Annotated in this window: 21 protein-coding genes and 1 pseudogene; 12 read left to right on the top strand and 10 right to left on the bottom strand. The window is 61.5% G+C overall.

Going from position 1 to position 22,437, the window contains the following annotated elements:
• Positions 1 to 107: 107 nt before the first annotated feature.
• Entirely contained in the window at positions 108 to 911 is an 804-nt protein-coding gene (locus tag BRAGE_RS0126915) for a helix-turn-helix transcriptional regulator (RefSeq protein WP_027564348.1), read from the bottom strand.
• 99 nt (positions 912 to 1,010) lie between these two features.
• On the opposite strand from BRAGE_RS0126915, the gene BRAGE_RS0126910 reads away from it, so the two are divergent.
• Positions 1,011 to 1,580, top strand: a complete 570-nt coding sequence (locus tag BRAGE_RS0126910) for a pyridoxamine 5'-phosphate oxidase family protein (RefSeq protein WP_027564349.1) — start codon at positions 1,011 to 1,013, stop codon at positions 1,578 to 1,580.
• Between the two features lie 49 nt (positions 1,581 to 1,629).
• Here BRAGE_RS0126910 and BRAGE_RS0126905 read toward each other — a convergent pair whose 3' ends face one another.
• From BRAGE_RS0126905 to BRAGE_RS0126890, 4 genes are all read right to left on the bottom strand, one after another.
• A complete protein-coding gene (locus tag BRAGE_RS0126905; RefSeq protein WP_027564350.1) occupies positions 1,630 to 1,953 on the bottom strand; it encodes a GcrA family cell cycle regulator in 324 nt (107 codons plus the stop codon).
• 37 nt (positions 1,954 to 1,990) lie between these two features.
• Positions 1,991 to 2,167, bottom strand: coding sequence for a hypothetical protein (locus BRAGE_RS56010; RefSeq protein ID WP_167336525.1), 177 nt, complete (start codon positions 2,165 to 2,167; stop codon positions 1,991 to 1,993).
• Between the two features lie 130 nt (positions 2,168 to 2,297).
• The gene (locus tag BRAGE_RS0126895) at positions 2,298 to 2,609 is read right to left on the bottom strand and encodes a hypothetical protein (protein ID WP_027564351.1); all 312 of its coding nucleotides are present in this window, start codon (positions 2,607 to 2,609) and stop codon (positions 2,298 to 2,300) included.
• Between the two features lie 163 nt (positions 2,610 to 2,772).
• A complete protein-coding gene (locus tag BRAGE_RS0126890) occupies positions 2,773 to 2,988 on the bottom strand; it encodes a dodecin family protein (RefSeq protein WP_027564352.1) in 216 nt (71 codons plus the stop codon).
• A 316-nt stretch (positions 2,989 to 3,304) separates the two neighbouring features.
• Here BRAGE_RS0126890 and BRAGE_RS0126885 point away from each other — a divergent pair, with 316 nt between their 5' ends.
• The 8 genes from BRAGE_RS0126885 (at position 3,305) to BRAGE_RS0126850 (ending at position 11,848) form a co-directional block, all read left to right on the top strand.
• Positions 3,305 to 4,378: a TauD/TfdA family dioxygenase gene (locus BRAGE_RS0126885; RefSeq protein WP_027564353.1), complete on the top strand. Its 1,074-nt coding sequence runs from the start codon at positions 3,305 to 3,307 to the stop codon at positions 4,376 to 4,378.
• Positions 4,379 to 4,648: 270 nt separating this feature from the next.
• Positions 4,649 to 5,122: a cupin domain-containing protein gene (locus BRAGE_RS0126880; RefSeq protein WP_027564354.1), complete on the top strand. Its 474-nt coding sequence runs from the start codon at positions 4,649 to 4,651 to the stop codon at positions 5,120 to 5,122.
• A 75-nt stretch (positions 5,123 to 5,197) separates the two neighbouring features.
• On the top strand, positions 5,198 to 5,839 hold the full coding sequence (locus BRAGE_RS0126875; RefSeq protein WP_027564355.1) for a glutathione S-transferase family protein: 642 nt from the start codon (positions 5,198 to 5,200) through the stop codon (positions 5,837 to 5,839).
• 196 nt (positions 5,840 to 6,035) lie between these two features.
• Positions 6,036 to 6,278 carry a hypothetical protein gene (locus BRAGE_RS0126870; RefSeq protein ID WP_027564356.1) on the top strand — a complete coding sequence of 81 codons (243 nt, stop codon included), beginning with the start codon at positions 6,036 to 6,038 and terminating at the stop codon, positions 6,276 to 6,278.
• A gap of 188 nt (positions 6,279 to 6,466) precedes the next feature.
• Positions 6,467 to 6,958: a hypothetical protein gene (locus tag BRAGE_RS0126865; protein WP_027564357.1), complete on the top strand. Its 492-nt coding sequence runs from the start codon at positions 6,467 to 6,469 to the stop codon at positions 6,956 to 6,958.
• A 21-nt stretch (positions 6,959 to 6,979) separates the two neighbouring features.
• Positions 6,980 to 7,678, top strand: coding sequence for a hypothetical protein (locus tag BRAGE_RS51740; RefSeq protein WP_051378033.1), 699 nt, complete (start codon positions 6,980 to 6,982; stop codon positions 7,676 to 7,678).
• A gap of 444 nt (positions 7,679 to 8,122) precedes the next feature.
• Entirely contained in the window at positions 8,123 to 10,300 is a 2,178-nt protein-coding gene (locus BRAGE_RS49265) for a PQQ-dependent dehydrogenase, methanol/ethanol family (RefSeq protein WP_084334966.1), read from the top strand.
• A 249-nt stretch (positions 10,301 to 10,549) separates the two neighbouring features.
• The gene (locus BRAGE_RS0126850) at positions 10,550 to 11,848 is read left to right on the top strand and encodes a glycosyltransferase (protein ID WP_027564358.1); all 1,299 of its coding nucleotides are present in this window, start codon (positions 10,550 to 10,552) and stop codon (positions 11,846 to 11,848) included.
• Between the two features lie 602 nt (positions 11,849 to 12,450).
• On the opposite strand, the gene BRAGE_RS0126845 is transcribed toward BRAGE_RS0126850, so the two are convergent.
• Complete coding sequence (locus tag BRAGE_RS0126845) at positions 12,451 to 13,515, bottom strand: IS110 family transposase (protein WP_028146371.1); 1,065 nt, start codon at positions 13,513 to 13,515, stop codon at positions 12,451 to 12,453.
• Positions 13,516 to 13,687: 172 nt separating this feature from the next.
• Between BRAGE_RS0126845 and BRAGE_RS0126840 the strand changes: the two genes are divergently transcribed.
• The 3 genes and pseudogenes from BRAGE_RS0126840 to BRAGE_RS56920 all read left to right on the top strand — a co-directional run bounded on the left by BRAGE_RS0126840 (position 13,688) and on the right by BRAGE_RS56920 (position 18,934).
• Complete coding sequence (locus BRAGE_RS0126840) at positions 13,688 to 14,767, top strand: calcium:proton antiporter (RefSeq protein WP_092217868.1); 1,080 nt, start codon at positions 13,688 to 13,690, stop codon at positions 14,765 to 14,767.
• A gap of 13 nt (positions 14,768 to 14,780) precedes the next feature.
• Positions 14,781 to 15,887 carry an efflux RND transporter periplasmic adaptor subunit gene (locus tag BRAGE_RS0126835; RefSeq protein WP_084334200.1) on the top strand — a complete coding sequence of 369 codons (1,107 nt, stop codon included), beginning with the start codon at positions 14,781 to 14,783 and terminating at the stop codon, positions 15,885 to 15,887.
• A 5-nt stretch (positions 15,888 to 15,892) separates the two neighbouring features.
• Positions 15,893 to 18,934 (top strand): annotated as a pseudogene (locus BRAGE_RS56920) (efflux RND transporter permease subunit).
• Positions 18,935 to 19,071: 137 nt separating this feature from the next.
• Here the strand turns inward: BRAGE_RS56920 and BRAGE_RS0126825 are convergent.
• The 4 genes from BRAGE_RS0126825 to hemF all read right to left on the bottom strand — a co-directional run bounded on the left by BRAGE_RS0126825 (position 19,072) and on the right by hemF (position 22,414).
• Positions 19,072 to 19,299, bottom strand: a complete 228-nt coding sequence (locus BRAGE_RS0126825) for a YodC family protein (protein ID WP_027558123.1) — start codon at positions 19,297 to 19,299, stop codon at positions 19,072 to 19,074.
• 130 nt (positions 19,300 to 19,429) lie between these two features.
• Complete coding sequence (locus tag BRAGE_RS0126820; protein ID WP_141262945.1) at positions 19,430 to 20,491, bottom strand: hypothetical protein; 1,062 nt, start codon at positions 20,489 to 20,491, stop codon at positions 19,430 to 19,432.
• A gap of 298 nt (positions 20,492 to 20,789) precedes the next feature.
• Entirely contained in the window at positions 20,790 to 21,536 is a 747-nt protein-coding gene (locus tag BRAGE_RS0126815) for an HAD family hydrolase (protein WP_027558125.1), read from the bottom strand.
• The gene (hemF, locus tag BRAGE_RS0126810; RefSeq protein ID WP_027558126.1) at positions 21,527 to 22,414 is read right to left on the bottom strand and encodes an oxygen-dependent coproporphyrinogen oxidase; all 888 of its coding nucleotides are present in this window, start codon (positions 22,412 to 22,414) and stop codon (positions 21,527 to 21,529) included. The genes BRAGE_RS0126815 and hemF overlap by 10 nt, the downstream gene beginning before the upstream one ends.
• Positions 22,415 to 22,437: the final 23 nt, after the last annotated feature.

The following is a 22,437-nucleotide window of genomic DNA, read 5'->3' as shown; positions in this document are numbered from 1 at the left end:
TTCTGGCCCAAAAGTCACATCAGCGGATGCCCGGCTATGTCCGCAAGTGGATCTTGGGCGACCGTTTCATTCTAATTTCCTCGATCGGCGGGTTTGGCCGGCCCAAATCACCGCTCGCGCAGCGCCGGTGCAGCCAGCAGCATCGTCAGCCGATAATCCGGCCAGCCCGCGAGCGACAGCGACACCTGCTGATAGTGCAGCACTCCCATGGCCGGATGATCGAACGCACGTTCGCCGCCTTCGCGCGCCAGAACCCCCTGGGTCTCCCAGCAGCGCGCGAAATCGGAGCTTGCAATTCTCAGCTCGTCGACGAGCCGGCGGATATCCGGATCGTCGGAGTAGCCCGTCACTGCTGCACGGAATTCTGCGACGACGCGATGTGCGCGTGAGGGCCAGTCGCGGATGAGCGTTCGTGCCTCGGGCCTGAGGAAGATGTAGCGCAGCAGGTTTTTCTCGCCGTCGGCATCGAGCCATCCTGCGAACAGGCGGGACGCTTTCGCATTCCAGCGCCGCGCGCCCCAGCTGCGATCGAGGATGTAGGCGGGACCATCGATCGCATCGACGCAGGCCAGCACCGCCTCGGGCGGATCGTCCCTGCTGTCCGGCCGCTCGGGATCGCGCTTGCCGGCAACTTCGAACAAATAGCTGCGCTCGGCGCGCGACAGGCGCAATCCGCGTGCGAGGCGCGCAAGTGTCGCGGCGGAGACCGACACATCGCGCCCCTGCTCGATCCAGGTGTACCAGGTGGCGCTCAATCCGCAGAGCTGCGCGACCTCCTCGCGCCGCAGGCCCGGCGTGCGTCGTCGCGGCCCGGCGGCGAGACCGAATTCTGCCGGAGACTGGCGCTCCCGGAGCGCCCGCAGGAACGCGCTGAGCGAGAGCGCCGGAGCGATCGGGTCTTGTCCTGTCATGGTGGTCTTTATACCAGGATAAGATGTATCCTTAAACCGGTACATATGACGTGCTAGCTCTTTGTCTCGACGTCTTCGCTGAGCAAAGGATGGCCGGGCATGGGCAAGCAATTCGCTGGGATCGAGCCGGAGCACAGGGCTTTCATCGAGCGGCAGAAAATCTTCTTCGTCGCCAGCGCCCCGCCGCAAGGACGCATCAACGTCTCGCCCAAGGGCCTGTCATCATTCCGCGTGCTCGGGGAGACCGACGTCGCCTATCTCGATTGCACCGGCAGCGGCAGCGAGACCCGCGCGCATCTGATGGCTTCGCATGACAAGCGGCTGACCATCATGTTTTGCGCCTTCGATGGTCCTCCGATGATCCTGCGACTCTATGGCCAGGGCCGATCGCTGATGCGCGGCACGCCGGAATATGCCGATCTCGTTCCGCAGTTCGAGGAAGTTGCGGGCGCCCGCCAGATCGTGCGTCTTGCGGTCGACCTCGTGCAGACCTCGTGCGGCATGGGCGTGCCGCTGTTCGACTACAAGCAGGAGCGCGGCAGCCTCGTCCGCTACTGGATGGCGCAGGGTGTCGACAATCTGCGAAAATACTGGCGTCTGAAGAACATGAAGAGCATCGACGGCCTGCCGACCGACTTTGTACCTGACAGCATGGTTCCGCCGAGCTGACAGGCAAGGTTGCATTCCGCGGGAGCGCGACCACGGTCGCGGCCAGCTCCTAGCCAGTGTTTTTGACCGCCTCAGCCAGAATGGCATAGAGCTGCTGCTTGCTGAATTCCTTCGGCTGCCGCCTGTCGGCTGTCTTCCGCGACACCTTCTGTGCGACCCGATTGGTGCAGGCTGCCGATGACATCAGCTTCGGGGGCGGCCTTATCTTGGGCCTTGCTGTAGGCGGCTTGCGGCCGCGCTTCAGGCCCTGACGGGTCAACATGCCGCAGACCGCGTTACGACTGCACCCGAGACGGCGCGCAATCTCCGCCGCGCTCTGTCCTGCGGACCAGAGCCTCTTGAGGAGCGCTATGTCTTTCGCGTCCCAGCCCATGGGAGACATTATAAAGCCGATCGGCGAGCGCGCTAGTCTAGTCTTCGTCCGGCTCGCGCACGACCGCCGGTTCGTCAGCGTCATCTTCCTCTTCGTCGTCTTCGTCCTCATCGTCTTCGTCGGGATCTCTTGGCGGCATCGCCGTGCCCATAAGCACGAGCGGTGTCCAGCCGTTCGCTGGGGTGAAAAGTGCTTCGGAGGTGTGTTGCTTCATGTTGTTGCTGCTCCTCGAAAGGAAAGCGCAGTCGCACGTTCCTGGTTGACGACATGCAGATGCTCGGAGGCGCGGTCGCCGCAAGCGCGACGGGGGTCCGGGCGGCATCCGCCACGCAACGGTGACGTGGCTACCTTATGCCTGAAGGCCCGTCAGGCTCCATGTTCACCAAAACCTCACCGGCGAAGATCTCGGGAACTCCGAGATCGAGGTCAGGTAGACTTGCTTGAACGAACGCCAATATCTTGGCGTTCGCTGCGTTGGCGCTTTCGCGGTCCTCAAATATCATCACGGCGATACCAACGCCGTCGCCGGCATCCAGCACATGGTAAGATCTGAAGCCGGGCGATTGCCTCAGGATCTCGCCGACGCCGCTCTTGGCGCGGCGGGCAGCGTCCGCTACCGAACGAACCTTGGTGTACTTGCGAATGACCATGTACATGAGGTCACCACGCGCCACACACCCCCACGCATCAAAACATATCGGTCCCGATCAGACTAGGGCCTACTTCCGAGATGGCTTACACTGCCCTGTTCGGCGGACCGCAGCGCCTTGTTCCGATGAGCCATCCTCGCCCCGCAAAGCGGGGCGAGGATGCCGAGGCTCAGGAGCCCTCGAATTTGAACGATACGTTGAGCTTGGCGCGATAGGCCTCAACTTTTCCCTTCTCATCCAGTTGCATATCGAGCTTGATGACCTCTGCGACGCGAAGGTCTCGGAGCGATTTTGCAGCTTGCTCGACCGCATTGGCGGCCGCCTTCTCCCACGAGTCGCTGCTGGTACCGACCAGTTCTATGACTTTGTAGACGCTATCGGGCATGTCGTCCTCCTGTCCGGTGTGACCCGGGAAATCTAGCATCAGGCTCACGAGGCCGATACCGCACCCGTAGCCGCGGCCGGACCAGCGCCATCTCACGGCGGGTAGACTGAAAAACGTCCGATTGGCTGTCACTTTTCAATCCGACCCGGATCGCAGGACGATCCAGTTCAATCGCCGACAAAATGTCGTGCCTCTAAAAATGTCGTGCCTCTACGAGAGTGCCTGGCCAAGTTGCAAGCAAGCGGTCGGCGCAATACCGTCGATGTCGATGGTCCGACGCCTGTTCTGACAGCCAATCTTGCCAGGAGCCAACGATATGAATGTGGTCTCAGTGCCCAGCGGGATCAATCGCCCGCCCGGGAAGATCGATATCCCATCGGCCTGGCTTGGCGCCGACATGAAGGCCCATCCTGATCGATGGCTGATATCGCTTGGGGCCAGCGAGATCGCGGAGCTTGAGAGCGCGGCGGAATCCTATCTTGGCCGGACCACGAAAATCGCCGACATCACCAAGGAAAGCTTTCCGCTTCCCCGCCTCGGTGCGCACCTGGAAGAGCTCAAGACAACGCTGCTGGCTGGCCTGGGTTTCGAAGTCATCCGCGGCTTGCCTGTGGCAAGATACAGCCAGGAGTTTGCCGCGACGATCTTTTGCGGGGTGGGCGCGCATCTCGGATCGGCGCGGTCCCAGAATGCAGCGGGTCATATTCTCGGTCACGTCCGTGACATCGGCGCCGATGCGAGGGATCCCAATACCCGCATCTATCAAACGTCGGAACGACAAACATTCCACACGGATTCGTCCGACGTGGTTGGCCTGTTATGCATTCGCGAGGCGATGGAGGGAGGAGATTCTCTCCTTGTCAGTACGTCGACCATCTACAACGAGATGTTCGACAGGCGTCCCGACCTTGCCGCCCTCTTGTTCGATCCCATCGCGACGGACCGGCGCGGCGAGGTGCCTGAGAACGAAAAGCCATATCTCGAAATCCCGGTGCTGAATTGGCATGCGGGGTTCCTGACCGGCTTCTATCAGCGCCAGTACATCGATAGTGCGCAGCGCTTTCCCGATGCGCCAAGACTGACGACAGCTCACGTCGAGGCTCTCGATCTGTTCGACGCGCTCGCAAATGACCCCGCGCTGCATTTTGGCATGCGGCTTCAGCCGGGTGACATGCAGTTTGTCTACAATCATGCCTTGTTGCACGATCGGACCGGATTCCGCGATTGGCCCGATGCAAGCCAGAAGCGTCATCTGTTGCGCCTTTGGCTCAGCATGGAAGGCGACCGCCCGCTGCCCGATTGCTTCAAGCAGCGCTATGGTTCGATCGAGATCGGCAACCGTGGCGGCATTATCACCAAAGCCACCAGCCTGAACGTTCCGTTGGATTGACGATCGAGGCGTCCGGCGATGTCCGCTATTGCGCTGCTGTTGGCACAGAGCGGACATCAGGCGCGGCGGAGCATGGGGCTCCAATCCAGGCAGGATGCGATCTCATCCGTGCCGACTAATCGTCGTCCTCTTCCTCGTCCGGGTCTTCTTCCACCTGCACGAGTGCGGCTTTGGCCGCGCGCTTGCAGGATCAGGCTTGCCATATTTCTGCGTCAGGCCCGTGGTGTAGCTTAGCCTTCCGGCAACCGCCGACCCAGAAAGGATCGAGACATGACGCTCGCGATTTCCACAAGGCTGGCACCTTCATTGATTAGCCTTGCGGCTGCGGCGTCTCTCGCGCTGGGCGGATCGACGCCGGTTCTTGCCCAGGATGCGGTTGTCGCAACGCTTCCCCAGGACATTCATTTCGAGGGACCCGCCGGAGCGGTGGGGATCGCTGTCCTGTATGGCGACCCGAAAAAGGCGGGCATGCTTTCGGAGCGGGTGAGAATCCCGGCTGGCTTCAAGATCATGCCGCATTGGCACGGTGAGACGCGAACCGCCGTCGTTCTGTCCGGCACCTTCTATTACGCGAACGGCGATGAGTGGGATGAAAGCAAGTTCAAGGCATACCCACCCGGCTCGTTCTTGATTGAACCGGCGAAAATCTCCCATTACGCGATGGCAAAGGACGGCGAGGTCGTTCTTCAGGCGACGAGTATCGGTCCGAGCAGCACCATCAGGATTGAACAAGCGAAGAAGTAGGTGAGTGGTGGCGCACGCCTCGGCCTGAATGTTCGCTGCCGGCCATATCTAGCCCAAATCCAGGAACGCTCAACTATGCTCACCGTCTATGGCGAAGGTCGTGGCTTCCGTGTTGTTTGGCTGCTCGAGGAATTGGGATTGGCTTATCGGCTGCGCCCGGTCGATCTGCTGGCAGCCGAGATTGATCGCGATTTCCTCGCGATCAACCCCGCCGGCTTCATTCCCGCACTGCAGGACGGCGAGACGATCATGGTCGAATCGATTGCGATTCTCGAGTACCTGCTCGCCCGCCACGGCTCAGGTTCGCTCGCCGTCGCCCCGGACGATCCCGCCTTCGCGTCCTATCTGCAATTTCTCCACTTGGGCGAGGCCGGGCTCGCCGGGCCGATGAACACCGTCCTTGTCGGTCGCCAACTGGCGCCCGAAGCCGAGCGAAATGCCCGGGTGACCCGCTGGGCATTCGAGACCTTCGAGAGCCGGCTGGGATTGGTTATCCGCCGCCTCGCGGATTGCCCCTATCTCGCCGGCGACCGATTCACTGCTGCCGATATCTCGGTGAGCTACGCCCTCCTGCTCGGCCTGCGCACCGGTAACTACGTCCCCGGTTCGACCGAGCGGGACTATCTCGCCCGCACGACGGCACGGCCTGCCTACGCCCGAGCGATGGAAAGCTGCCAGGCCACCAAGGCCTGGGCGGCGAGATCACCGGGATTGTAGCGCTCGCTTCAATCCGGGTGTGGCTCCGCGCTGACGAGAAGGCCTGGATCAATATTGATGCGAGTCCTCAACGAATCGTGTGCTAAAGCGCGGTGAGATTGGGATGAATCGTCATCGCGCTTTAGGTTGTCGTTTGAGCATGATCTGTTCGGAAAACCGCTTCGCACTTTTCCGGATCATGCTTTAGGGCAGAGCAATGGAATTTCTGTCAGGATGGTTTTCTGAATATCTGATCGGCGAGTCCGACGATTGGATGCCGCGAACGTGGCTGGGCTGGATCAGAGTTGGGCTCCTTGCCGGCCTGATCGGCCAGCTCATCTACCTGATCCATGCTTGCATCGCGTTGTCGGTCCCGATGATGCTCTGGTTTGGCCTTCCAGCAAATGTCCTGGCTCTGGTTGTCGTCCGTCGCGTTCTGCGGTGGCGCTACCCCGTCTAGCCAGGACCGTAGATCGAACCTCGTACTGATAATTTCGGCTCGCAAGCTCAAACCGTCGTCGGCGGCTTGTGACCCTACCCGGACACCAAGTCGGTATCTCCAAATATACCTCATTCAACCGATGCCGACGTCTTCCAAGCGCCGGTTCTGGCCAGCTACACTATCGCACTCTGATCGCGAGGCGAGGGATGCGGCGACGGCAATTTCTCGGGTTGATCAGCGGCGCGGCGGCGTGGTCGCGCTCGGCCCGCGCGCAGCAGGCAAACATCTCCCGGCTGGGCTCCCTCAAATTGACCGAACCTAATGGGAAGCCGGTTCATATCAACGTAGCGCAGATAACCTACATCAGATCTGACACTCAAGTTTCCGGTGCTAACGCCGAACTCGGTTTGGCCAGCGGGAAAATTCAGGGCGTGCAGGAGAACGTCGACGAAGTCATGCGGTTAGTCACAGTCGGACAACGTGGCGAAATGTCTTGGATCAAATTGACTGAACCTAGCGGTCTGCTGATCTACGTCAACGTATCACAAGTAACCACCGTTAGGTTTGACAGTCAAATTCCCGGCACAAATGCTGAACTCGGTTTTGCGAGTGGGAAAGTTCATGGCGTGCAAGAGTCTGTCGATGATGTCATGCAGTTGATCGCAGCCATTGCAAGGCAACCAGGAAAGCCGCCATGATCAACCGGCAGATCAAGCCCCATGTTCGCGCCAGCAATGAAGTCTTTCTTGCGCAATCGCGGCACTAGCCTCACGATGGTTGTGCTGATCTTGTTTGCCACCTCTCTTGCGCAGGGCGCCATCTCCTACACGATGACGCTGGGCGCTTTGCGGGGCCTTCTGCCGAGTGATGTGTCGTTGTTCGGAAAGGGCCTGATTGTCTTGCGATTTGGCCTCGTTACAGCGCTGAGCATATTGTGGCTCTTCAAACTCAAACGTGCGCTTTTCCAGTTAATCATTCTTGTCAACGCATGGTTCACGTTGGGACTGCTGGGCCAGACGAGCGGCCTTATTGCCACCCTGTTCGGTTCCGGCTCGCCGGCGGTCCGCACGCTTCTGCTCGACGTCGGGCTAATGGCGGTGTCGAACATTTTGATTTTTTCAATCTGGTATTGGATTATTGATCCCCCGGGAGTCGAGGAGGTCACACGGGCCGGTGAGCCATGGGATTTTCTGTTTCCGCAGCGGGGGAGCAGCTTGCCACATTATGAATCGTGGTCCCCACTCTATGCTGATTATCTGTTCGTCGCGTTCACGACCAGCTTCGCGTTCAGTCCAACCGACGTGCTGCCACTGACGCGCCGCGCCAAGTTGCTGATGCTCCTGCAGGCGGCGATCTCAGTTGTCTCGTTGACCGCGATAGCCGGCAGCGCGATCAATATTCTTGCCGGTGGCAAGTGACATGCTTGGCGAAGGCGAGGATGAAATCACAGGGTCCGCCCAGGATTTCACGCCAAGCCGCTCACGGATCATCCCAGATCTGAACCTCTCCATTCATCAGCCTCGTGCTATCGCACAGAGGCTGCCGCTTTCCACCAGCTATTAGGCCCCCGTCGTCACGGTTGACCAAGGCTAAACCGCTTCGCACTTTTCCGGATCATGCTTTGGCGCAATCGCTTTGATCGCTTGAGCTCGGCGACCTGAAACGTGTTGCCGCCACGGGCTCGCTTGCAGCTATCGGTCGCCTCTGTCCGGCGCAGGACGCTTTCTTACAACTGCAATCGGGAATGCCGGGACTGAAACGCTTCAGTAGCACCGTCGAGCGAGGCTCGACGCTTCATATCAACGGAAGCGGGCGCGTGCATGCGCGCGCATCGTGGTCTCGACGTGCACGGGAGGTGAGGCATGGAACGATCCAACGCAGAGTGCCAATGGCCTGAAAAAACCTCGGGCGACCGGTTCAGGATTCAGATTGCCTTCCGTGAGCTCAGCGTCTTTTTTGCTCTTTTGGGTCTTTCCCTGCCTTCCAGTGCATTGGCGCAGACCGCGACTAGCGCGACGCCGGACCGCATCAAGGCGGAAACTTCGAGAGTCGACGGCGACTTTATCAAAGCCAATACGAAAACATCCTGGGATTGGCCGACCGTCGGCCTCGACTATGCGGAAACGCGGTTCAGCAAGCTCAATCAGATCAACACCGACAACGTCAGGGAGCTCGGGCTCGTCTGGAGTTACAATCTCGAATCTTCGCGCGGGATCGAGGCAACTCCTCTCGTCGTCGACGGCATCATGTATCAGCCGGCCCCCTGGAACGTGGTCCATGCCATCGATGCACGGACCGGGACAAAGATCTGGTCGTTCGATCCGGGCGTCGACCGGTCCAAGGGCTATCGGGGTTGCTGCGACACTGTCAGCCGCGGGCTCGCGCTTTACAAGGGCAAGGTCTTCGTTGCCGCCTATGACGGACGCTTGATCGCGCTCGATGCCGCGACCGGGGCCAAGCTCTGGGAAAAGGACACGCTGATCGATCACAAGCATTCCTACACGATCACCGGCGCGCCTCGCGTCTTCAACGGCAAGGTCGTGATCGGCCAGAGTGGTGCCGAATACGGTGCGCGCGGATATATCACGGCGTACGACAGCGAGACGGGCAATCAACTCTGGCGCTGGTTCACCGTGCCCGGGGATCCGTCGAAGCCGTTCGAGGACGCTTCGATGGAAGCCGCGGCGAAGACCTGGGATCCCTCAGGCAAATATTGGGTCAACGGAGGCGGTGGCACGCCGTGGGACACGATCACATTCGATCCCGATCTGAACATGGTTTACGTCGGCACCGGAAACGGCGGTCCCTGGAATCGCAAGCTTCGCAGTCCGTCGGGTGGCGATAATCTTTATCTCGCCTCCATCGTCGCGCTAAACGCCGACACGGGGCAGTATATCTGGCACTACCAGGAAACGCCCGGCGACAATTGGGACTATACATCGACCCAGCCGATGATCCTGGCCGACATCAAGATCGACGGCGTGCCGCGCAAGGTGATCCTGCACGCGCCGAAGAACGGCTTCTTCTTCGTCATCGATCGCACCAATGGCAAGTTCATCTCGGCGAAGAACTTCGTCGATGTGAATTGGGCGACCGGATACGATTCCAACGGACGGCCTATTGAGTTGCCAGCTGCGCGCGACGCAGATCGATACGAGTCCATTCCGGGACCGGACGGAGCTCACAACTGGCAGCCGATGTCGTTCAATCCGCTGACCGGCCTCGTCTACCTTCCGGCGCAGCACATCCCGGTCAATCTGACGCCGGAAAAGTCATTCGTGCAGAACGCCGCCGCGCCGGGCAAGCTCGGCGGCATATTGGGCGGCAATATCGGCTTCGTTTTCAACCCGCCGAACTCGACCCCATTCGGACGTCTGCTCGCCTGGGATCCCGTGAATCAGAAGGAAGTCTGGCGCGTCGAGCACGTGTCGCCGTGGAATGGCGGCACGCTGACCACCGCTGGCAATCTGGTTTTCCAGGGCACGGCGGATGGCCGCTTCGTCGCTTATGACGCAGCAAACGGCTCCAAGCTGTGGGAAATCCCGACCGGGACCGGTGCGGTGGCGGCCGCTGCAACCTACATGGTCGACGACAAACAATACATCTCGATTGCGGTCGGCTGGGGCGGCTCCTACGGCCTTACGCATCGCGTGACCGAGTACCAGAACCCGGGAACGATCTACACATACGCGCTCGGCGGCACGGCGAAGCTGCCGGCGTTCGTCAAATATCAGACCGAAGGTCTGCTCCAGGGCGTGAAGTACGATCCGAACGATATCAAGAAAGGTGGAGAGATCTATGTCGAGGCGGCCTGCGTCGCCTGCCACGGCGTGCCCGGTGTCGGCCGCGGCGGCAACATCATCAATCTCGGTTATGTCGGCGCTGACGAGATCGCCAATCTGAGGAACATCCTCTTCCACGGGCCATTCCGCGATCAGGGCATGCCGGATTTCAGCGGCAAGCTGACGGAAGGGGACGTCGTCAAGCTCCAGGCCTTCATCCAGGGAACGGTCGACGCCATCAGGCCAAAGATCAGGTGATGAGCCAACAGGTGCGGCAGGCAGACATGCGAATGTCCGCCTGCGGCCATCAACTCAAATGTCCGCTTTGCGCCGACAAGCGCTCGTCCTCCCCTTACAGCTGTAACCATCCCGGCCTGAAGAGACATCCTTCAGTAGCGCGTGGTGCTTCATTCTTGTCGTGGCCAGTGCGGCCAAGCATCCGTCCGGACGCCTGCGCCCAGGATGGATCGCAAGCCAATTTCACCAGCGTGACGGAAGGGCTCGCCAATGTCGTATGATTTTCTGCTGGCGTCGTGGGGAACGCTCGGAAATTTGAGCCCGATGCTGACTGCGGCGCGGCGGTTGCGCCAGAACGGACACCACATCCGGGTGATGGCGGATCCGGCGATGCGCTCTGAAGTCGAGGCCTCCGGCTTTGCATTCGTCACATGGCGCCGCGCTCCGACCGGAACGGCTGCGGATCCGGTCGATGTCTCGGACATAAACGACTTTTTCCGCCGGGCCATCTTCGATCCGGCCGTGCTCTATGCGGCCGATCTTCGCGATGAGATCGGCCGCGTACCGACGGATGCCGTTCTCGTGCTTGACGTGCTGTTTGGCGGCGCGCTGGGGGCGGAGGCATCCGGCCTGCCGTTCGCTCTGCTGTCGCCTCATGTCAGCCTTCGGCCCCTGCCGGGAGTGCCGCCGGCCACCAGCGGATTGACCCAACCGAAGACGCCGGAACAGCGCGCCGAGGTCGACGTGGCCAATGTCAGGCAGGCCGAAACGATCAATGCATTTCTGCCCGATCTCAATCGCGCACGCGCCGATCTCGGTCTATTTCCGCTGAGAGATGTCTTCGACCTGTTCGATCGCGCCAGCCGGCTGTTGCTTGCGACCAGCCGGGCGTTCGACTTCCAGGCCGACACGCTGCCCGACAATCTCCGCTATGTCGGACCGCTGCTCGATGTCCCGAACTGGTCCAAGTCTCTGGAGACGGAGGCGTGGCGAGCGCCATGGTCGGCCCGGTCGGGTCGTCCTCCCGCGCTGATCGCATGCAGCACCGGCGCGCAAGGTCAGCGCGACATGTTTCAGCGCATTCTCGACGCGATGGAAGCGGTCGAGGTCGATGCCCTAGCAACGGCCGGTCCCAATCTGGACGTCGCCGATCTCAGGGCTCCGAAGAACGTGCATCTGGTCCGGGGCGCTCCTCACGACCTGGTGATGAAGGATGTGTCCGTGGTGATATCGCAAGGCGGCCACGGAACGACCACGCGCTCACTCATCAACGGACTGCCGCAGCTCATTCTGCCGATGGGGCGGGACCAGGCCGCCAACGCCGCGCGCATCGAGGCGAAGGGGGCAGGGCTTCAATTGCCGCCAACCGCCTCCGTAGCGGACATTGCCGCGGCGGTGAACCGATTGATCGCAGAGCCGCGATTCAGGATGGCAGCCGGTCTCCTCGGCGAAGCCATGAAGGCCGATATCGATCGGTCCAGCCTGGTCGAGGAGATGGAGGCGATCGCCGCCACCGGCCGTGCGGCGAGACAGCAACCGAACAGGCTGCCGCTTCGCAAATCTGCCTGACGGTTCGGTGCCGACGGATTTTGTACCCGACACCATTGCTCCGCCAAGCTGACAGACAAGATTGCGATCCGTGTCGGAAAGCCATGAATTTGTGGGCAACAGCAGCCTAGCGGGTCTGCGATCCGGCCCCGGCCCGATTGGCGTTTGCATCCGGATCGCGGATTGAGCCTCGTGCTCGTTGACGTCGGCTTCTGAGCGCAGGCCGGGAGTCGCCTCGTATGGCCGTCATCGGCGGTTCATGACCCAAATGTATGGTCCGGCCGTGCGGTGCAAGAAGATTTCGACGATGCGGTAGATACGGTCTTGCATCAATGTATCCGGCCTCTGCTTGGAGCGGAGTGCTCCGGGCCATCATGGATATCAGCGCGCATGTGATCTGGTTAGCGGACAGGCCTCGACCGGGCCATTTGGGTCACCAGGGTTCGCATGCGTCGGGAAGACCGATTCTCCATCGTCGTGTCATCCTCTCGCAGACCTCGGCAGGTAAGGGTATTGTTACGTCATCGATAGCTCCTCACTTCGCGCTGTTCCTTTGTTCGTGCCTGGCGGTCGTTCCTTCGTCCCGGCCTGCGCGCGCAGACGCGCCGCGCACGGCGCGAGGATCAAGCAGATCCAGACGCCGTCTCCTCCGTCTTGACGCACGTGAAGGCGCGTCCCTTATTGAGGACCGCCCAGGCGATCCGGGCGAGCTTGTTAGCGAGCGCAATCGCCAGCACGTTGTGATGCAATCGTTTCTTGGCGGCTTCGATCCAGGAGTTGAGGCCATAGCGCTCCCAACACCTGACCTTGACCAGCACAACCCACGCGGCTTGCACGAACAGCGCGCGCAGGTAGCGATTGCCGCGCCTTGAGATACTGCCGAGGATCGTGCGGTCGCCGGTCGATATCTGCTTCGGCACCAGTCCTAGCCAGGCGCCGAAGTCGCGGCCTTTCGAGAACACGTCTCCCGTGCCGATCGCGGCCACCATTGCGCTCGAGATGATCGGGCCAATGCCAGGCACCGTCATCAGTCGCTGGCAGGCCTGATCTTGACGGGCCAGTGTTTCGATCTCGTTCGATAGCCCCTCGATACGCTCATCCAGCCGGCGCCAGTCTTCCGCCAGACCCTCGATGATGCGCAACATGCGAGGCGAGAGCACATCGGCGCGTGTCGCCAAGATACCCGGCAACTCGAACCGCAGGGCATGCAGGCCCTGCCGCACGGCGATGCCCCGCTCCAGCAGGAACGCACGGATCTGATTGATGGCGCCGGTACGCTGACCGACCAATCGATCGCGGACGCGGTGCAGCGCCTGAAGGTCGAGCTGATCGGCGGTCTTGGTTGCGACGAACTTCATGGTCGGGCGTTGCACCGCCTCGGCGATGGCTTCCGCATCTCGGAAGTCATTCTTCTGTCCCTTCGAATACGGGCGCACGTATTTCGCCGGCATCAGGCGGGCGTCGTGGCCAAGCATGTGGAGTTTGCGGCTGAGATGATGGGCGCCAACGCAGGCCTCCATACCGATCACGCACGGCGGCAGGTTGGCGAGCCGCGTTTCCAGCTGGCCGCGTGACCACTTCTGCCGCAGCACGATGGCACCGCGGTGATCATGACCCACGATGTGGAACGAGTTCTTGCCGATATCGATGCCGATCACGGCGATCGCTGCGTTGAGTTTCCGAGACATGGCGTGCTCCTTGTCTTGAGCGCCCCTTGCCAGCTTCTCGTGCTGGCAGGGCCGGAGCACGGCCGGACCATCCCATTAGCGGACTTCCGCGCTGCATTGACTTAGATCAAGCGGTTCCAACGATATCGTTCAGCATTATCCTCGGCGGGCAAAGCTGGGCACGAGGGTGCGGATGAGTGCAGCACGGACTAGCTGGTGGACGTGGGCGTGGCCGGTCGCCTCATGGCTCGTACTTCTACTCGCGCTCGTACTCGGTGCCGGCGGATTGGTCTCCGCGCTCGCAGGCATTGCGCTGTTCGGTGCCGTGTTCGCGGCCGTGTACCATGCGGAGGTGATCGCTCACCGTGTCGGCGAGCCGTTCGGGACTCTGGTCCTGGCTCTGGCCGTCACGACAATTGAGACCGCGCTGATCGTTTCGGTGATGATCGCGGCTCCGGCTGAAAAGGCAGGTTTGGCACGCGATACGGTCTTCGCTGCGGTGATGATTGTGTGCAATGGCATTGTCGGCCTGTCCCTGCTCATGGGGGGCGCCCGGCATCGCGAGCAGGGATTTCAGATCCAGGGGGCAAGCGCGGCGCTCGTCGTGCTGGCGGCCCTCACCTTTCTTGCCCTGATCCTTCCCAACTATGCGGCAGCGGAACTCGGGCCGGCCTATACGACGCCGCAACTGGTTTTCGCGGGCTTCGTGTCGTTGGTGTTGTACGGCGCTTTCGTTTTCGTTCAGACAGTGCGGCATCGCGACTTTTTTCTTCCGGTCAAGACCGACGATGAGGAGATACATGAGCATCCGCCGTCTGTGCAGACGACGCTGCTCAGCGCGGGCCTCCTGATGGTCTCTCTGGTCGGCATCGTCGGGCTCGCGAAGGCTCTCACCCCCACGGTTGAATTGACCATCACTCGCCTCGATGTGCCGAAGGCCGTCGTCGGGGTCGTCATTGCAGCGCTTGTGTTGCTGCCCGAGGCCCTGGCGGCATTGAGAGCCGCGCAAATGAATCGGTTGCAAACAAGCCTCAACCTTGCCCTGGGATCGGCCCTGGCGACGATCGGCCTGACCATTCCGGCCGTTGCCGCGGTCTCGATTGTGCTCGGACAGCGCCTGCAGCTCGGTTTGGATTCCAAAGATCAATCCCTGCTGGCCATAACTTTGTTCATCAGCGTGATTACGTTCGGCACCGGCAGAACCACGGTGCTTCAAGGCATCGTCCATTTGATGATTTTCGCCGCGTTCATGTTCTTTGCTGTCGCGCCATGAACGGAGCAGAGCCATGCGTCGACCGTCTTCTCGACTCGTCATCTGCGCTTTCGTCGTCTTTGGTTTGCAGGGCTGTAGCGAGAAGCAGCAGGCCGCCACCGACCAGCCCTTGCGCGGACTTCGCGCCTACAAGGTCTCGACGACAGCCGGGAGCCGTGTTCGCCGCTTTCCCACCGTCCTGCAGCCGGCGGACGTCAGCAGCCTGTCGTTCGAGATCGCTGGCCAACTGAGAGCGGTCACCCTCATCGTCGGCCAGAAGGTGTCTTTGGGCGATGTGTTGGCTGAGATCGATCCCCGCTCACTGCAGACGCAGGTCGAGCAGGCGGGCGCCGGCGTGCAGCAGGCGCAGGCACAGCTCGACAACGCAGAGGCGGATTTCCAGCGCAAGGAGGACCTGCTCAAAAAAGGGGTTACGACCCAGGCCATATTCGACCAATCGCGAGCGGCGCTGCTGACCTCCCGGGCGCAGGTGGACCAAGCGAAGCGGCAGCTTGATCTCGCGAGTCACAATCTCGACCGCAGCAAGCTTCTCGCACCGTTCTCGGGCACGGTCGCGCGCGTGGACACGAAGTCATTCGCGCAGGTTGCGGCCGGACAGCCGATCCTCACTCTGTACAGCGATGACCGCTTCGAGATGTCCTTCCTGGTGCCGGCACCGACCTTTCAGAATCTGAAAGTCGGTCAGCATGTCGGCGTCAAGGTCGCGGACCTGCCCGACGTTTCCGTGACCGGGGAGATCAGAGAGCTCGGATCCAAAGCGGAGCAGGTGTCGGCCTTTCCAGCCGTCGTCCGGCTCGACAACAACGTTACCGGATTGAATGCCGGAATGTCGGTCGAAGTCACGATCGAGGATCCCTTGAGCGGTGGGCCAAGCGGCTTTCTGGTGCCTATCAGCGTGCTGGCGCCGGAGGGCGGCAAGGAACTCAAGGGACCTGCGACGGTGTTTGTCTATGACGGCCAGAGCTCCACGGTGCTCAAGCGCAAGGTCGTCGTCGGAGGCGTTCGCGACAATCGCCTGATCGTCACCGAAGGTCTGAGCGAGGGAGACATCGTTGCGTCTGCCGGCGTCTCCTATCTGTTTGACGGGCAAAAAGTGAAGCTTCTTCCCGTGCAGGAGTAAGCAACGTGAACTTCCTCACGCGATTTAGTCTCGCCCGGTCACGATTCACCATTGCAGTCATGATCGTACTGCTTGCTGCGGGCGTGGCGCTCTACCCGAGTTTTCCCAAGCGTGAAGATCCGGTCGTCGTGATCCGGACCGCGGTGGTATCGGCGCTGTCGCCGGGAATGGCACCGGAGCGCGTTGAAAACCTGATTGCGATTCCGATCGAGCGCAAGATCCGCGAGTTGGCCGAAGTCAAGGATATCAGAACGCTTGCCAGCGAAGGATCGCTCATCATTTACGTCGATCTCAAGGATGAGATTGGCAACGTCAATGCGACCTGGCAACGTCTGCGTGACAAGATGGGCGACGTGAAGGTCGAGCTGCCCGCCGGCGTCGCCGGCCCCTTCGTCAACAGCGACTTCGGTGACGTCGCAATCGCGACGATCGCGATCACCGGCGAGGGCTTTTCACAGCGAGAATTGAAGGACGTCGGGGAAGACTTTCGCAAGAAGCTCTATGATCTGCCCGGGACCGCCAAGATCGACCTTCTCGGCGTTCAGGACGAACGGGTTTGGCTTGAGCTCGATGTGCGCAAACTCGGCTCCGTCGGCGTCCAGGTCAACGCGCTGGTAAAAGATCTGCAGGCGCAGAACGTTGTGGTTCCATCTGGGTCCATGAACGTGGACGGCACCCGACTGCTGTTGGAAACATCCGGCGATTTTCCGAACGTGCGTGCGATCGAGACCATGCTGACCCGCGTGGGCGTGACGGACAGCCTGGTGCGGCTCGCCGATCTTGTGACCGTTCACCGCGGATACGTCTCTCCCAAGACCAAGCCCGTCTATTTCAACGGGCGAGCCGCAGTCGTGCTCAGCGTAATCATGCAGCCTGACCAGGATGTGACGCAACTCGGACGGAGGCTGCGCGCCGAGGCGGAGGCCTATGAGCGACAACTTCCGATCGGGTACGCGATCAGCTTTGCGAGCTTCCAGGCCGATCAGGTCCGCGCTTCCGTCAATTCCGCGCTGTCGAGCGTGGCGCAAACCTTCGTGGTCGTGGCTGCGCTGGTCGTGCTGTTTCTCGGCCTGCGTGCGGGGTTGATCGCGGCGATGATCGTTCCGTTTGCCATCATGTTTGCGCTGATCGGCATGCGTTAGCTCGGCATTGCGCTCGAGCAGGTCTCGATCGCGGCCATCATCATTGCCCTTGGCCTTCTCGTGGACAATGGCGTGGTGATCGTCGAGGATATCGTCAGTCGCATCGGTCGCGGCACGCCGGCCCAGGCTGCGGGTCTTGCCTCCGGAGAGCAATATGCCTTTCCGCTGCTGATATCCTCGGTTACCACGGTCGCGGCCTTCTTGCCCCTGTTTCTGTTGCCGGGATCGTCGGGCGAATACGGTTACTCACTCGCCGCAGTCGTCGCCCTGACGTTGGCCGGTTCTTGGCTCGCCGCCCTCTACATCCTACCGGCACTGACCGTCTGGCTGTTCGGCCGCGTCGAGATCAGCGAAAACCGGCCCGCGTCTCCGTCACCGCTGCAACGGATTTACGGCACGGCCCTGCAGGCCGGGCTCCGGTTCGCTCCTCTCGTGCTGGCTGCGTGCATCGGCCTGATCGTGCTTTCTGTTGCGTTGTTCGGCCGCGTGCCGAGACAGATGTTTCCGCTAAGCGAGCGCAACCAATTTCTGATCTACATGAACATGCCCGATGGCACGGATATTTCCCGCACCGAGACGCAGGCTCTGGCGATTTCCAGATGGCTCGGCGACAAAACGCAAAATCCCGAGGTCGCTAGCAACATCGTCTATATCGGAGACGGCGGTCCGCGCTTCTATCTGACGTTGACCCCTGTGGCGCCCGATCCCGCGTCGGCCTTCTTCCTTGTCGATGCCAACGATTACCCCGGCGCGGTGCGGGCAGCGGATCGTGCCTGGAAGTACCTCTACACCAATCACCCCGAGGGGCGCTTCAAGATCAAGCGTCTTGCAATGGGGGCCGTGGAATCGGGGATCGTCGACGTTGAGATCTCCGGACCCGATGCCGATCGCCTCTTGAAGCTGAGCGAACACGTGCAATCGCTGCTTCGCGCCGTAGCGGGCGTCCGGGAAAATGAGGACGATTGGGGCAACAAGCTCATCAAAGTGGTCGTCGAGATAGATCAGGACCGCGCGCGCCAGCTTGGAATAACCACGGAAGACATCGCCCAGCTCCTCAACACCTATTTCAGCGGCGACGCGGTGTCGACCTATCGCGAAGGCGACAATCTCATTCCGATCGTGCTCCGCGCCGGAGCCTACACGTCGGAAAACCTGGAAGGTCTCACCAGTGCGACCTTTGCGAAGAACGGCGGTCTGATTCCGCTGGCGCAGTTCGCGAGGCTGCGGCCCGAATTCGATCTTGCGCGCATCCGCCGGAAGAATCAGGAGCGAACGATCACGGTGTCTGCGCGGGGTGCATCCATGACGGCTGGTCAGCTTCTCGAGTCCATTCGCCCGGGTCTGCAGACTCTCAACCTTGCAGGCGGCTATCATGTCGCGATCGGAGGTGAGATCGAACAGAGTGCGGAGACAAACCAGAAGCTCGTCGCTGGATTTCCCCTTGCCCTGGGGGTCATGGTGCTTGCGATCATTCTGCAATTCAACTCGTTCCGCCGCACGCTCCTGACGTTCATCACCGTTCCGCTGATCCTGATCGGCATCCCCTATGGCCTGCTGCTGACCGGGCAACCGCTTTCCTTCTTCGGAACGCTCGGCATCATTAGCCTGTCGGGAATCATCATCAATAACGCGATCGTATTGATTGATCAGATCGACATCGAACGAAGGGAGCTGAGTTTACGGGACGCGATCGTTTCGGCCGCCGAAAAGCGGCTACGGCCGATCCTCTTGACTTCGGCGACTACCGTTCTCGGACTGGCGCCGATGGCGATCGCGGGTGGCGCGCTGTGGCAGCCAATGGCGATACTCATGATGTCCGGGCTCGCCATCGCCTCGTTGCTGACATTGTTTTTCGTTCCGGCGGGCTATTTTTTGCTCTTCCGGTTCGGCGGGAGTCACCATTGAAGCCATCGCATTGTCAGTTCTGGCCCATCCGCGCCATCCAGCGATGTCCGCCATTGCAGCGTTATCGGCAGAGAGGCGGACATCAGAGCGCCGGAGCGGAACGCTCCGGCCTGATGAGGATGCGGTCTTAGGCGCGCCTACTCCTCGTCTTCGTCGTCCTCGTCTTCATCCTCATCTTCGTCGTCCTCTTCCTCGTCGGGGTCTTCCTCCACCTGCACGAGCGTGGCCAGCGGCAGCGTCTCGCGGAACAGGTCGCCTTCCATGCCCATCCAGAGGCAGAGCACGTCGTCTTCTTTCACTTCCGCGACGGTCAGCGGCTGGCCGCCGGATTTCAGCATCACGACATCGCCGGCTTTCAAGTCCATGGATTGTCCCTTTCGAGTTGATCGACGCGGCGGCGAAGTTAGCAGGCGGTCATGACAGGGCGATCACCGGCGGCCGGGTTTCAGCCGGTGATGCGGACGCCTCCGCGCCGCCCGAAATTTCGGTGCGATATCAACGCCTGGTGACGATGATCGGCGTCGTTTTGATCGGCGTGCAGGAATCGTTGAAGAAGCCCACCACGGACGTCACGATCGGGACACGGCAGGCAAAGCTGTCCGGACGATAGCTCTCCCGGATGCCGTCCATGTCGAAGGTCGCAAGGTTCATGAAGGCGTTGAGCCGCTTGGCCTGAAGGTCGATCGCCAATTGGATGTTGTCCCGATCGACCGGCGGTGAAGCCTCGCTCGCGGCCGCCTTCGCTTCGGGTCGCGAAGCCCAGTGGCGCACCGGCGCCAATCTCTCGTGCAGATTGCGCAGGCAATAGTGCATCACCAGCACCTGGTGCTTGGCGCTGTACCAATGAATCGTCACGGACTCGTTCGAGCCGGCCTTCTCGCGGTTCTTGGGACAGATATCGACGTAGGAATAGGCCGGGTCCCAATTATGCTTGGCATCGATCGTGCACGCATTCTCGGCAGAGACGCGCGGGGCGGCGACCGTGCTGCCGTTCGCGGGCATGAATTGCGGCAGGTTGTGGTCGCAATCGAAGTCATACGCGCGCAGCAGGGTCTGGTCGAGGGGATCGCTGGTCGGGGCAGATTGTTCCGTCGGATCGCGCCTGAAGTTCGTCGCCCAGTCGATGTACATCTGGGCGTTGCGCGCCATCAACTCGCCGGTTTCGAACAGGGCGAGCTGGGCGTCTTCGTAAACCTTCAGAATCTCCTGGGCGCTCTTGACGGCAAGAGCCTGCTCGCTGGCGTCGGCGCGATCGTCGAGTGCGGTCGCGTAGTCGGAGAACAGCTGCTGTTGCAGCGCCTGTACCTGGGAAAACTTCGTCGAGATGTCGTCGAACGTCTTCGCCGCGGCTTGCATGTTTTCCTTGGCCTGAGCGCTCACCTTGTCCTGATAGGATCCCAGGTACTGAAAGGATCCGACAAAGAGGCTGCTCAGCACCGTCACGACCGAGAGGCCTTTGACGAGGGTGAAACGGCGATCGAACTTGGCGAGCCAACCCAGCGGTTCCTCGGCGGGAGGCTGCTTCTGCGCTGCGTCCTTCTCCTTCTCCTGCTCCATGATCGCCTCCAACTCACTCCACGCCCCATGGCGCAAAAGTAGCGCAATCGCGGATTGCGAACTGTGAGGTATTTCACTTCAAGTGGGGCAGGGGCGCTGTCGGATGTCGGGAGGCAGCGGCTCGATGGGCGAGCGGATGATGCGGGCCCGCCTGTCCATCGGACATCGCGACGATGACATCATGCCCCTGTTTTGCCCGACGCGTCAACGACTATTCTGAAAATCAGCAATCTCTTGAATTTGCAACACCCCGCTACTGTGCATGGGGTTGTTTTCGATTTTTGGTGGCGTGCCCCGATCAAGCCCGGTCCGGCACGAGCTCGGTCAGCGAGCGGATGATGCGGTCGGGCCTGACGGTCGAGCCTGCGGGCAGGCCGTCGCCATGCACGTCGATCCAGATCGCATAGATGCCGAGCCGCTGCGGCGTCACGACTTCCCATTCCAGATTGTCGCCGATCATCCAGGTGTCTTTCGCGCTGACGCCGAGCGCCTCCATCGCGTGCAGATAGGCGCGCTCCTCGGGCTTGCCGAAACCGTGCTCGCCTTCGATCTGGATGTGGTGGAAGCGGTGCGCGAGCTCGAAGCGCTCGACCTTGGCGCGCTGGGTATCGGCGGCGCCGTTGGTCACCAGCGCGAGCTTGACCCCGAGCGCCTTCAACTGGTCGATCGCCTCATGCGCGCCGGGGAAGACGAACATCTCCTCCTCGCGATAGGCGGTGAAGCGGTCGGCGATGCGGATGGCGAGCTCGTCGGGGAGCGCGCGGTGGCCGGCGGCGGCGAGCGCGGCGAAGCCGCCCTTCACCGTCAGATGACGGGCTTCGGCGAGCCTGAGCCGCCACGAGGCGTCCGCATTGGTCCAGAAGTTTCGCGCGAAGGCCAGCACCGCCGTTGCGACCTCCCGCGGCGGCAGCGGGGCAAGCTCTGCGGCGAATTCGTTGGCGATGGTGTTCCAGGCGATCTCGGGCCGGCCATAGGCCGACAGGATGGTGTCGTCCATGTCGATCAACATGGCGCGCGGCAGTGGCCTCAAAGCGCTCATGGCCATTTCACCTCCGGCGGCAGCGACGACAGGATGGAGTCCACATTGCCGCCGGTCTTGAGCCCGAAGATGGTGCCGCGGTCGTAGAGCAGGTTGAATTCGACATAGCGCCCGCGCCGGATCAGTTGCTCCTCGCGATCATCGGCCGTCCAGGCGCTCGCGAAATTACGCCTGACGATCTCGGGGTAGATCTTCAGGAAGGTGCGGCCGACATCCCGCGTGAAGGCGAGGTCGGCGTCCCAATCGCCGCTGTCGTGCCAGTCGTAGAAGATGCCGCCGATGCCGCGCGCCTCTTTCCGGTGCGGCAGGTAGAAATACTCGTCGCACCACTTCTTGTACTTGTCGTAGTCGGCAACGCCGTTCGGCTGGTCGCACGCCTCTTTCATCGCGGCATGGAAAGCGAGCGTGTCGGCATCCTCCTGCGTGCGCCGGCGGTCGAGCACCGGCGTCAGGTCCGCGCCGCCGCCGAACCAGGCTTTGGTGGTGACGACGAAGCGCGTGTTCATGTGCACGGCGGGCACATGCGGATTGCGCATATGTGCGATCAGCGAGATGCCGGAGGCCCAGAATTTCGGGTCCTCCGCCGCGCCCGGAATCTGCGCGCGAAACTCGGGTGCGAATTCGCCATGCACGGTCGAGCAATGCACGCCGACCTTCTCGAACAGGCGCCCATGCATCATCGACATCATGCCGCCGCCGCCCGCCGCGCCAGAGTGGTCGGTGCGCTGCCAGGGCGTGCGTTCGAAGCGGCCGGCCTCGCCCGGATAGAGGCTCTGCGGCGCGTCGTCCTCGAGCCGCTCGAAGCTTGCGCAGATGTCATCGCGCAGGGCTTCGAACCAGGCGCGGGCGCGGCTCTTGCGGTCTTCGATTGTCGATGCGTCCATCATCTATTCCCGAGCGAAGCTGC

Origin of the sequence: Bradyrhizobium genosp. SA-4 str. CB756, assembly GCF_000473125.1 — a bacterium.
Classification (GTDB): domain Bacteria; phylum Pseudomonadota; class Alphaproteobacteria; order Rhizobiales; family Xanthobacteraceae; genus Bradyrhizobium; species Bradyrhizobium arachidis.
The sequence above is the reverse complement of the archived record's forward strand: the minus strand, read 5'-3'. Positions and strand labels throughout refer to the sequence as shown.